This window comes from Colwellia sp. Bg11-12, assembly GCF_014076955.1.
Lineage (GTDB): Bacteria > Pseudomonadota > Gammaproteobacteria > Enterobacterales > Alteromonadaceae > Colwellia_A.
Map to the genome: position 1 here is coordinate 88,878 of NZ_JACGUZ010000061.1, position 11,924 is coordinate 100,801.

An 11,924-nucleotide genomic window follows, 5' to 3' on the forward strand; every position below is an offset into this window, starting at 1 on the left:
ATTGTTGAGGATATGATAACACTTAATTAACCACTCCTACTCTTCATTAGCTAAGCGGTAAAATTAATACTAAACAGTCAATTAGGCAATATAAAAATTGTGAGTAAATTGTAAGAATTCTGTAATTTTTTATCAATATTTATTGATAGGTAATCATTAGCGCTTAAATTTCGCCCCGTACTTAGCCAATTTATACGCTTGGTGTTGCTCACGTGCAACAAAAACCTTATATGCCATATTTTAAACATATTTTGTCAGTACTTCGCCCTTATACTGCCCGCACTAACACTCAATGCTTTGTTTAAATACCCACACCACATAAAAACAAGAGCAAAGCATGTTCTCTTCTAAAAAAAGCCTAAAATTTGTAGATTATCAAGACTCCTATTATTACCGACAACAGCGTAAAAAGCGTCGTAATAAATGGTTGAAATTATCACTTATATTATTACTTATCGGATTTTTCGCCCTATTTTTCATACCATTCGCACAAAGTAATAATATGGATATGGACAAAATGATAGCGAATGATAATTCGCTCATTGAGGGGCCTCAACTGCATTTTGAACACCCTAACCCAACAATGCGCGCAACGTTTCCTGTTGATATTAAGGCCGACGTTGAAATTAATGGTTTGGTGGCTCATGTAACAATGCAACAAACATTCATTAACCCTCATGCGATTACCTTAGAGGGGGCCTATCAATTTCCCTTACCGGAAGGTGCCGCGGTAAAAAAATTACTAATAAGCGTTGGTGATAAAGAGATAGTGGGTAAAATAATGGAAAAAGAAACAGCAAGAGCTGTCTATAAAAAAGCGAAAACAAAAGGTAAAAAAGCAAGTTTAGTTGAACAACATCGTCCTAATTTATTTATGAATAAAATAGCAAACATCCCTGCACAATCAACTGTTGTTGTGACTTTAACTTTCATTATGCCCGTATCTTATCATCAAAATAAATTCAATTTTCGCCTGCCTCTTGCTATAACAAAAAGGTATCAACCACTTTCATACCATCAAATAACTGATGGTCCCAAGAAAAACCCAACGACAAGTTCAACACTACATTATCCGCCAATAGCTCGCAGTCAATCATCAATAACTATTAAGTTAACTGCTGGCGTTGCTATTACCTCTATCTTCAGTGCGAGTCATCAAATAACAATGCGCCCGTTAAATAGTGATCAAAATGGTTTTTATATTACGTTAAAAAAAGCGCCCGTGGTGTCTAATAAAAGCTTTACTTTAAGCTGGCAGTTATTGCCAAGCGTTCAAGCTCAAGTCAGCAGCTTTTCGCAAGAAATTTCAGGAGAACATTATACTTTACTCACATTATTTCCGCCAAAATTAGACCAAGCACAAGTCATTGCACGAGATATTATTTTTATCATTGATACTTCAGGTTCAATGCAAGGTCCCTCGATTGAACAAGCGAAAGCAAGTTTAAAGCTAGCGATATTACAACTTAACGAAAAAGACAGCTTTAATATCATCGCTTTCGATGACGAAACTCAATTATTGTTTCCCTTCACTACCATGGCTACAGAAAAAAACATCACAACCGCACAGCAATTTATTAGCGAATTGACGGCCGATGGCGGCACTGAAATGTATCGACCACTGAGTAACGCCTTAATAATGAAAAAAAATGCAATGCAATCAGCAAAAGCTATTCGCCAGATAGTCTTTATGACTGATGGTGCTGTCGCTAACGAATTTGAGCTTATGCAGCTACTGAGCAACGCTCAAGGAAATTTTCGTTTATATACCGTAGGCATTGGTGGCGCACCTAATGGCTATTTTATGAAGAAAGCGGCTCAGTTTGGTAGAGGGAGTTATGTATTTATACAAAATAACAAAGAAATTGAAGTAAAAATGAGCGCGTTCATGAAAAAAATAAGTCGACCAGCAATCACGAACATTGAATTAATACTTGATAATCAAGTTCATCAATACGTTGAAGTTTATCCTAAGAAGATCCCTGACTTGTATTTCGGTGAGCCATTGCAAGTTGCACTTAAATCCCAGTTTCCTATTACGAGTATCCAATTATCGGGAAATACAGCATCGGCGCCTTGGTACCAACAATTAATTATTAATAGCCAGCAATCATTCAAAGGTACTTCAACGCTTTGGGCTCGAAGAAAAATAGAGAGTTTGCTCGATAGTCTAGTCAGTGGAGCTAATAGCCAAAAGGTAAAATCAGCCGTTATCAATACATCGCTAGATCATCAAATAATTTCTCCATACACCAGTTTTATCGCCGTAGAAAAACAACCCGAAACTACGTTGTTACTCGCTAAAAAAAGCTTATCAGCTATTGAAAAAGCTAAATACAGTGTGATCCAAGCCCACGAGAGTTTGCGGGTTGCTATGCCGCAAACAGCTATAGGTTGGCAGTTGCAATTTATGCTCGGCTTCTCGATATTATTATTGGTCATCCTCTATGACTTTACCTGGCTCGCAAGTAAACGCTTCAAATGGAGGTTTCGCCGTGCAAAGCATCATTAAAACCTCACTGCTTGTTATCGGTAGCTTACTTTGTCTCCATGCCAGTTGGTTACCCGCCAAAGGATGGCTATCTCAACAATTAATTAGTTACAGTTGGCATCAAAGCATTGATTTAAAGCAAAAAATTAAACCTTGGCCTTGGGCTGACACTTACCCAATTGCAGAACTTTTATTTCAACGTTTAAACAAACGTGTTGTCGTGCTTAACGGCGGAGATGCCACCACATTAGCTTTTTCAGCCGGTGCCATTGCCCCTTTTAATCAAACCATGAGTAAGCAACCTCTTGTGGTTGCCGGACATCGAGATAGTCACTTTTCATTTCTCGACGAGGTATTTATCAACGATATAATTTCATTGACTGACGAAAGTGGTCAAAACCAGCGTTATCACGTTGAAACGATTGATATTATTGACGATTCAGCAGGCTATCTACCAATTTTAGCCAATGACTCACAGTTAATTTTAATCACTTGCTACCCTTTTACAAATACATCTATCAACAGCAATGAAAGGTATGTAATAACCGCACTAAAAATCTAAAATTCATATTGATAAATATCCCCTTCAATCGGTTTTAGCCGTACCCAGAAAATATTTAATTGGTCAGGCGACACTACATATTGATGAACAAAATCATGAGGTTTTGTCATCAATAATTGTTCTTCACCCGTTTCAATATCATGCTGCCAAATCCCCGTAGCTTTTCGGTAAAAATACAGTTGGTTATTAATAACCTGCCAATTAAGCCAATTGATGCGATTAAAATCTTCAATTACAAGCGATTCTGTTGGCTCTGTTAGTTTTTTACGCCACAAACCGTCTACAGTAAACTTAGAATAATAAAGATACTGCCCAATAATTCTGCCACTGTATCCACCAGAATAAGTCAGTTGACTATGCTTATTCGTAGCGCGTTGGTATAACCATAACTGCCAATGTCCAGAATGGTTGCTACTATAGATAATGTCTTCTTTATTACGCTTATCATAGTTGGCAACATAACTACTTTTTGGCTCAGAAAATACCGTTTCAGAAACACCTTTTTCTAGATCTAACTCAAAAACGACACCATGTTTAGTAAATAATACACGTTTCCCGTCGTCAGACAGTTCATAGCGAACGAACTGCAAATCAAAGGGTAATTTCACATCAATTAATGTTGCTTCGCTGCCTTCTATTTTCCACCAATGATGACTCTTGTAACGCGTTGACAACACTAATTTTGTATTAGCTTGCATGCGCGGCAGTAGCTCTGCTCGTGCACTTTGTTGCCAAACGACATCACGATTATTGTGAATGTCATATTTCACAATTTCACTAACAATACTGGAACTACTCACTAATAATGAAGGCGCTTTCATACTTGGAATAACCGCTAATGAGTTAATTTTGAATGCTAGTTGTTTTAATGGCTGGTATTGGCTGTCAGCGTTTAAAACATAAAGATTATTATTATCTGCAATAATTAATGCACTTTTATTTGGATGCCAAACAAGGTTACTCACCCGCAGATCTACCGTATATTCTGCCACTTGAAATTCTGCTTCGTTAATAATGATTTTGGATTTATTTTCATTAATATAACGAATAATAGCTAAGTGATTATTTTGACTATTATAAGAGAAGTGAAAATCACCCTTGGTATTATCTTTACTGCTTGGATTTGTTATTTGTCTTAATCGGCTAGTCTTTATATTATAACTAAATACTTGGTATGGATGAGATTTACTGAAACGCTTATTAAAATAAAAGGTATCATTTTGTCCCCAAATTAATGAGGTTGGTGGCTCATCGCAGGTAAATAATGTGTGCTTTTCCTTTGTTAATACATCATAAACCGCCATTGAACACTGATTATCAATGGTTGTTGAAAAAACAATATTTTTTCCATTGCCATTAATTGCCGCAAAGGCATTCATTAACACAAGCTGTTTAGTATGTGTTTTAGAGTCGTATAAATACACCGATTGTTTGTTGTTTTCATCTAAATGATGAAATAATATTTTATCACCAGATTCGGTTGTTGAAAGCTGATACTCCCATCCTTTCAAACCAATTAATGGCCCACTGACTAACGAAAGGTTACTTTGATGAGTAAAACTGTTCAGCTTAAATGAATCGTTCAAAAATACCATGTTCACCAGTAAGGCAATTATCACCAGTAAGGCAATTACCATAAAACTGATCGATTTCAAGCTAAACATTGCTTTTATTACCGGGGCATTTTTGGCTGATTTTGTTTCAACTTCAGTTGTTTCTTGCTCAGTTTCAAGCACTTTGGCTATTAATCGATAACCTTGAGTTTGCACTGTTTCAACAACAGCTTCATCGGTTAATGCCGAAAAGTGTCCACGTAATAGAGACACCGTTCTATTAATAGCTCCTTCACCAACAATACGATTGTTCCATACTTTTACTATCAGTTGATCACGCGTGACAATTTGACCGTCAGCAGCTAACAACGTTGTTAATAAGTTGAAAACTTTTGGTTCAAGATTTCGACTTTGAGTACCATTTTTTAGTATTCTCTGCTTTACATCGAATATAACATTGGCGATATGAACAGCCATAAAAATCTCTATGATATTGAAATAACTTTATATTTTAAAAGATAACATAAACATATTAAAAACATAAGCTCGATCTGTTTATGCTGAAATAAATAGATGATTTGCTAGAGCCCCTATCTAAAAAGAGTAAAGACAATGCGTTTATATTTATATATTTCATTAAAAACAGTCGTCATTATGTGGCTACTTTTAGGCTGTAATAGTAACGAAAAAAATTCGACTGCGAGTATTACAACTTCGCAATTAAATGATAAAACAAAAATAACGTTAAGCGATAGAAGTTATTATATCGCCACACCCAATAAAAACTTTGATCCACAAAAATCTTATAAACTGTTACTTGCGTTTCACGGCTCTATGCAGGGCGCAAAAAACATGCGAAGTTTGACTAAATTTGAATTTGCTTCAGACAATTATATTGTCGTTTACCCGCAGTCAAAAGTAGAAGAGTGGAATGAAGGTTGTCATTGTAATAAACCGCACCGTTTAGGCATTGACGACCTTCGTTTTGTTGAAGATGTAGTGGCTGATGTAAAAACGAAGTTCAATATTATTGACGATGAACTTTACGCAGTAGGTTTCTCTCAAGGCGGGCTTTTCACACAAAACTTGATGTGTAACAGTAAACTAAATTTTAATTCGATAGCCTCTGTTGCTTCACCTATGTCAGATAATCTTTCTCTGCAATGTCAAATTGAACATAGCACTAATTACTTGATGGTCCATGGTAAAAAGGATACCACGTTACCATTTGAAGGATTAATACATTCAAATTTTGGACTGATTTCAAGTGAATCGGCCATTCATTTAATCGCCAAAGAAAACAACATTGATGCTGATGTAGCATTTGAAAAAAGTAACGATATTTCAACGTATACCTTTAAAAATGAGTCCCATATTAATCAACTAGTCGCTATTGAAGATGGTGGCCATAGTTGGGAATTTACTCATTTTGATACGACCAAACAAGTGATTAACTTTTTTGATTCAGTGAGTAAAAAAAAGTTCGATAAACACACTAGTTTATACCGGATAGAAAAAGAGCATAGCAAAGATGTAAATGTGCGAAGCATGGGGCTTGAACATTCTGGACCCGCTATTATTCTCCTGTCAGGATTTAATAAAAATTATCATAGTGACAGTGCATGGTATTCGCTATTACAGCCTTTAATTGCCAGAACCAATCGTGTGCATGTTATAGAACGTTACGGTAATGGCTTTAGTAGTTTAGTTGAACAACCTTCTTATGCATCGTTTGCACCGGCATTAGATAAAACACTTGCCATACTTAATGAAGACGAGTTCATTATGGTTAGTTTCGCCAGCGCAAATATATTAGCTCATGTATGGCAGAACTCTCAAACCTTACAAGTCACAGACCATCTTAAAGGCATGGTTTGGATTGACCCCGACATTTTATTACCACATTCTATCGCCCTTTACCAAGACTGGCCTGTCTCTTGGTATCGAAAAGCTGGGGATGCGTTAATCGAACATATTCAACAAGGTAATTGGACACAAAAAACGTTAGATAAACTCAGCGATGAGCGTTCAACAATCAACGAACTCATCCCTTTAGACTATAAGGATATGATGGATTGGTCATATTTTGATTTAATCAGCCAAGGCAGAGCAGATATTGATAAACAACTTATTCGAGCGAAAGAAATCATGAACTATCATGACGACTTAGCCTCGGTATTAGGCAGTAAAATTTCAACATCAATTCCAATCACGGTAATTGACACTGACTTTGAATCTCATGATATAAAAAATGCAGAACCAGAGTATCTTGATACTTTATTGTTATGGCAGCAAGAAGGGTCACAGTGGAGTCAATTCATCAGCAAAGCATCGGGAGGTCAATATGTTCCACTAACAAATAGTGATCATATGGCGGTATTTCAGCATCCTGATGAAATTATAAAAACGATATTACACTTGGAAAATAACTAACATCGCTAACATAACAACAAGTACATAAATTTACCCTCACATCCATAGTGCAAGGTGTGAGGGGAATTAACGTTCAGAGCACTTAACATCAACATAGCACTGACATAATATTAACTTGCATTAAGGCTGTATAATCAGTTGTATCAAACGGAGCGTCTAATCTACTTTATCGCCTTATCAACAACCTTACTCTATATTGCTATAACTTAGCTTATTATCGAAAATTGAAGTGTAAACACGACATTAATCATCAACAATAGTTCTGAACGTTAGATTTATTCTTGCGTCTTTTATCAACTTACTCGGTGGTAAACGATGCAACCAATGCTGTTGGGTAACCCCTTTCATCACTAATAAACTGCCTGTTTTCAAGGGTAATGCAATCACTTTTTTTGATTGTTTATGCTTAAAAGCGAATTTTCTTTCGACACCAAAACTCAACGAAGCAATGGCACCTAAGTCTTTTAAATTCTTTTCCCCATCACTATGCCATGCCATACCCTCTTCCCCGTTGTGATAAAGGTTAAGCAGGCAAGAATTATAGGTTTCACCGGTATGTTGTTCAACAAGAGCTTTCAAGGAAAGTAACACGGGTGAAAAAGGTAAAGCGGTTCTCATGATGTTTGAGTAGGTATAACTAAAACTTTTTTCAGCATACCAAGCAACCTTTCTTTTAGTTTCGATAAGTTTACCAAAGACTATCGCTTTGTCACACTGCCAATCGATATGGTTAAGCAAGCAGCTGAAATAATAATCACAGTCGACCCATGGCATAACTTCGCCAAAATAATTGACCTCGCCATCGTAAGGTAAAAGGTTAATCGGTTGTTCTAATAAGGTGGGGAATAAGTCCATGGTTCTTCTATTAGACCTCGTATGCAAAGTTTAGCTGTTTATATGACAACATCAGTTTTTGACGCGTATCTTATTTTTTTGAAAAAACTAATAAACGATTATTCGCTGGCATTACATGGTCGTCAACTAAATGAAGGCCCGCTGAAGTTGCTAATAATAAAATGGCTTCTATATCGCGAATACCACTATTCATATCTCTTTCCTTAAGCCAAAGATCAAAATTAGCATTGCTTTCGCTAGAAAATCTGCCTTGATAGTTAAAGGGCCCGTAGATACAGACATTTGCTTTAGCCGTTAGGTTTTGTGCAAGGCCCTCAAAAAATTTAATCACTAAGGGCCAACTGATTATATGTAGTGTGTTAGCGGTATATAGGCTATCAAAGCGCTTATTTTTATTAGGCACAGGCCAATCGTGATTTAAGTCAACAACAATAGGCCTTTGTACATTAGTAGCGGGTGTTTCATCTAGCCACGTATTAATACCTTGATGGTTTATCAATAAATCACTGGTTTGCCATATTAAGTGGGGTAAATACTGACCAAAATAAACAGCATGTTGCCCAGTGCCCGAACCAATTTCTAGCACATGTTTATTGTTTAAAAATACTTTTTTTAAAATATTTAAAATGGGTGATTTATTATTGTCACATGCTTGAGAAAACGGCTTATTCATTATGTTTTTTTAACACCTGTTTAAAAGGTAATAATTGCTGACATTGTTGTTGATACATTAGCATATGCTTTTGCTCTTGTTGACAAAATGCTTTAATCGCTTCTTTAAAAGCTGGATGTTTTATCCAGTGGTAAGAGTACGTTAAAATGGGTTCAAAGCCTCTTTGAATTTTGTGTTCACCTTGTGTTCCGGGATTAAAAACCTTCAAGTTATGCTGAATACAAAATTCGATACCCCGATAATAACAAAGCTCAAAATGTAAATTATTATAGTGTCGAGTGCAGCCCCAATAACGCCCATATAAATGCGTATCATCATAAAAAAATAGTGCACAAGCGATATCTTCTTGGTTATGACTGGCAATAACCAATAAAATATTATCCGGCATGTTAAGCAATATTTGCTTAAAAAACGAAGAGCTCAAGTGAGGTTGATGGCCTCTTTTTAAATAGGTTAGTTGGTATGTTAAATAAAAAAAGTCGAGATCTTTTTCTGTAATTTCATGATTTTTCAACTGACGTATTTTAATACCTTGGTCGAGAATTGATAACCTTTCTTTACGAGTGTTCTTTCTTTTACGCGAAGTAAAGGTATTCAGAAAATCATCAAATGTTTTATAACCGTAATTAGACCAATGAAATTGCACGGTATTACGCTGGTAAACATCTTTAGGCAGAGTCGCCTTTATTTCGTTAGAGTACAAAATATGCCAGCTATTAATATTTTCTCGCTGACAATGATCCATTAATGGTTGAAATAATGCCTTTATTTCAACCTGTGAAGAGAGTAATTTATCGCTACTCACCGGTGTAAAAGGAATGGTAGCCACTAATTTAGGGTAATAATGAATATTATTTCGTTTATAAGCATCTGCCCAGTCCCAGTCAAAAACATACTCCCCCCACGAATGGCTTTTCAAGTACATCGGCATAATCGCCGTTACTTCATTTTCAGTGGTTACGACTAAGTGGTGGGCTTGCCAACCTTGTTCAGTACTTACCGATTGGCTTTTTTCAAGCGCCTTAAAGAACTCATAAGAAAGAAAGGGACAAGATGAATCGTTTAAATGCTGCCAATCACCCGCATTTATCTTCTCAATATCATTAATAAAATCAATTTTCAGCTCGGTATTCAAGTGTATTTTTCTCACCAGCAATGACTGTTTATAATTTAATGTCTGTAAGGTTACCGCCAAGTCGAGCCTTATTAAAGAAATTTAAAAAGGTAAGGTTTATTTCATCAATCTGCTGAAATATGGCTAGCACTCCTATAATAAGCTTGGTGCAGTACAAAACAAAGTATTTATGAAAAGTAACGGCAATAAAAGCAAAACACAATACTAGGATTTATTGACTGACGCTTATACAATACAGGGAAAATATTAAATAAAGGTTGGGCTAGTGATGTCAGAAAAAGTCATAAAATTCGAATTTGAAAAACATAATAAAAACAGTGTTCGATATAAAGAAGTACCAGAAAACGGCATGCCTCCTATTTTAGGGTCTATTTATGTGCAAAAGTGGTTTGCTGGCGACAGTAAAAATATTGAAGTGACGATTACAACTACAGATTAATTAATGAGTAAAGCTAAAAGTAGTCCTTATTCCATCACTCAATTAGGCAATGCCGCCTTAGAGCAAAGAGCGACTGAAGTTGAGAGCATACTGAGCGACGATTGCCAAACAGCTAATTGATACTATGATGTTAGCGATAACCTAAGCAGTATCGTAGGTATTTCTGCCCACAAATCCATGACAGTGTAAGCATTTTTATGATGTGTTCAAAGCCTAATCCACGATATCCTTAAGCACTATGAATGGCGCAAACCGCTGTCATTATCCCTGAAAAAAAATTTTCGTTATAGCCTTTCTGCCCCATTATTAAACATTTAATCTTCATATATTCAGCGACTCCATCATATGAAAGATATCCAAAGTATTGATAACAATGTTAGATTATACTTATCTTAGCAGGGAAGTTATAAATGCTAACTTATATACGATAAAAATAAGTAACTAAAAATTGCTAAGCAAAATGTCGAGTTTAGTGAGCTTAAGGAGTAGTGCAAGTGCAGCATCATAACATTATTTTATATACCGCTGACCGTAGCGATAGCGAGCTATTAATTAAAGTCTTAATTGATCACTTTGATAAAGTACTTGTGGTTACCGCTTTATCTGAACTCGAAAATCAGCTTCGAGATGAAACACCTAAAATAATTCTAATAGATACAACCACTTTTCAACGGTCTTTAATGATCTATTACAGTTCCCTTAAATCTGTACTAGTGAAGCAAACTTGTGAGCACTTTATTGTCTCTGTTGTTTCGGCCAGGGAAGAAAATGAAGCATATGAAGCTTATGACAATGACATTATTGATGATTATATAATTACAAACCCACTTTATGAGAAACAACGTGTGATTGTTGTATGTTCAAATTTACTGGCTAAGCTCGGCGTAGGTCTGAAAAAGAGTGCGGCATTAGAATATATTTATCAAAAAGAGTCTTACGCAAAAGAAATTAGAGAAACGGTACTGCATGGCCTAGAGCTAAAAGAAAAACTTAGGCTGTCTTTTGAAGAGAGTATTACCGACGTTGAAAATTCTATTAACAAAGCCACAGAACAAATTAAACTCCATCACAATGTTGATCTTAACCTTGACGTTGTTAAAAATATTTTAGCGTCAATACGTTCTGACGAAATTCGACCGAGATTGGTAGAATTACAAAATAAAGCATTAGATTTGTTAAGTGGATTAATCCGTGCGGTGGAAAATAACGCTCAAAATAGTAATGATGTTAGCCAGACAGAGGAAAGCTCAGCAGTTAACCCGCCAACGTCTTTTAACAAACTTTACAATGCAAGTAGTGAGAATGCCGAGAAAGAGATAGAGAAGATACAAGAAAATAAAAACTCAACTATTATTAAAGTGTTATTAGTCGAAGATGATCCCATTAGCATACATTTAACGAATACTTTACTGCATAAATATAAACTAGAGGTCAAAACCGCGAGTACAGGAAGAACCGCTTTGCTTTCTCTTAACAATATACGTTTCGATATTGTTTTGCTCGATGTTAGCCTACCAGATACTAATGGCTTGTATCTTTTGGGACAGATGAAACAAACCAATGGAAAAAATGTTGATACACCTTTGATCATGTTGACGGGCAATAAGAATAAACAAATAGTCAAAAAAGCGATTGAATTAGGCGCTAAAGGCTATTTAATTAAACCTTTAACCCAAAACGTTATATTTAAGCTGTTTAAGGATAATAATATTCCTTTAATTGAAAAAAAATAATTAAAACTTAAGCTTTTTTGTGAATAGTACGCTTAACAAGCAACCAACTC

General features: G+C 35.8%; 9 protein-coding genes. 5 read left to right on the top strand and 4 right to left on the bottom strand.

Annotated elements, in window-relative coordinates; genetic code table 11:
• The first annotated feature begins 337 nt into the window (after positions 1–337).
• Both H4J39_RS08330 and H4J39_RS08335 read left to right on the top strand, forming a co-directional pair.
• Positions 338–2,512: a marine proteobacterial sortase target protein gene (locus tag H4J39_RS08330; RefSeq protein WP_182227315.1), complete on the top strand. Its 2,175-nt coding sequence runs from the start codon at positions 338–340 to the stop codon at positions 2,510–2,512.
• Positions 2,496–3,053, top strand: coding sequence for a class GN sortase (locus tag H4J39_RS08335; RefSeq protein ID WP_182227317.1), 558 nt, complete (start codon positions 2,496–2,498; stop codon positions 3,051–3,053). The genes H4J39_RS08330 and H4J39_RS08335 overlap by 17 nt, the downstream gene beginning before the upstream one ends.
• Here H4J39_RS08335 and H4J39_RS08340 read toward each other — a convergent pair.
• A complete protein-coding gene (locus tag H4J39_RS08340) occupies positions 3,050–5,083 on the bottom strand; it encodes a winged helix-turn-helix domain-containing protein (protein ID WP_182227319.1) in 2,034 nt (677 codons plus the stop codon). The two genes, H4J39_RS08335 and H4J39_RS08340, sit on opposite strands and share 4 nt — an antisense overlap.
• A gap of 135 nt (positions 5,084–5,218) precedes the next feature.
• On the opposite strand from H4J39_RS08340, the gene H4J39_RS08345 reads away from it, so the two are divergent.
• Positions 5,219–7,039, top strand: coding sequence for an alpha/beta hydrolase (locus H4J39_RS08345; protein WP_182227320.1), 1,821 nt, complete (start codon positions 5,219–5,221; stop codon positions 7,037–7,039).
• 243 nt (positions 7,040–7,282) lie between these two features.
• Here H4J39_RS08345 and H4J39_RS08350 read toward each other — a convergent pair whose 3' ends face one another.
• The 3 genes from H4J39_RS08350 to H4J39_RS08360 all read right to left on the bottom strand — a co-directional run bounded on the left by H4J39_RS08350 (position 7,283) and on the right by H4J39_RS08360 (position 9,762).
• On the bottom strand, positions 7,283–7,894 hold the full coding sequence (locus H4J39_RS08350) for an alpha-ketoglutarate-dependent dioxygenase AlkB (protein WP_182227322.1): 612 nt from the start codon (positions 7,892–7,894) through the stop codon (positions 7,283–7,285).
• Positions 7,895–7,964: 70 nt separating this feature from the next.
• Positions 7,965–8,567: a DUF938 domain-containing protein gene (locus tag H4J39_RS08355; protein ID WP_182227324.1), complete on the bottom strand. Its 603-nt coding sequence runs from the start codon at positions 8,565–8,567 to the stop codon at positions 7,965–7,967.
• On the bottom strand, positions 8,560–9,762 hold the full coding sequence (locus H4J39_RS08360) for a GNAT family N-acetyltransferase (RefSeq protein ID WP_259368794.1): 1,203 nt from the start codon (positions 9,760–9,762) through the stop codon (positions 8,560–8,562). Before H4J39_RS08360 ends, H4J39_RS08355 begins: the two co-directional genes overlap by 8 nt.
• Positions 9,763–9,970: 208 nt before the next feature.
• Between H4J39_RS08360 and H4J39_RS08365 the strand changes: the two genes are divergently transcribed.
• Both H4J39_RS08365 and H4J39_RS08370 read left to right on the top strand, forming a co-directional pair.
• Positions 9,971–10,141 (top strand): hypothetical protein, encoded by a 171-nt coding sequence (locus H4J39_RS08365; RefSeq protein ID WP_182227326.1) that lies wholly within the window; start codon positions 9,971–9,973, stop codon positions 10,139–10,141.
• A gap of 494 nt (positions 10,142–10,635) precedes the next feature.
• Entirely contained in the window at positions 10,636–11,874 is a 1,239-nt protein-coding gene (locus tag H4J39_RS08370; protein ID WP_182227328.1) for a response regulator, read from the top strand.
• The last annotated feature ends 50 nt before the right edge of the window (positions 11,875–11,924 follow it).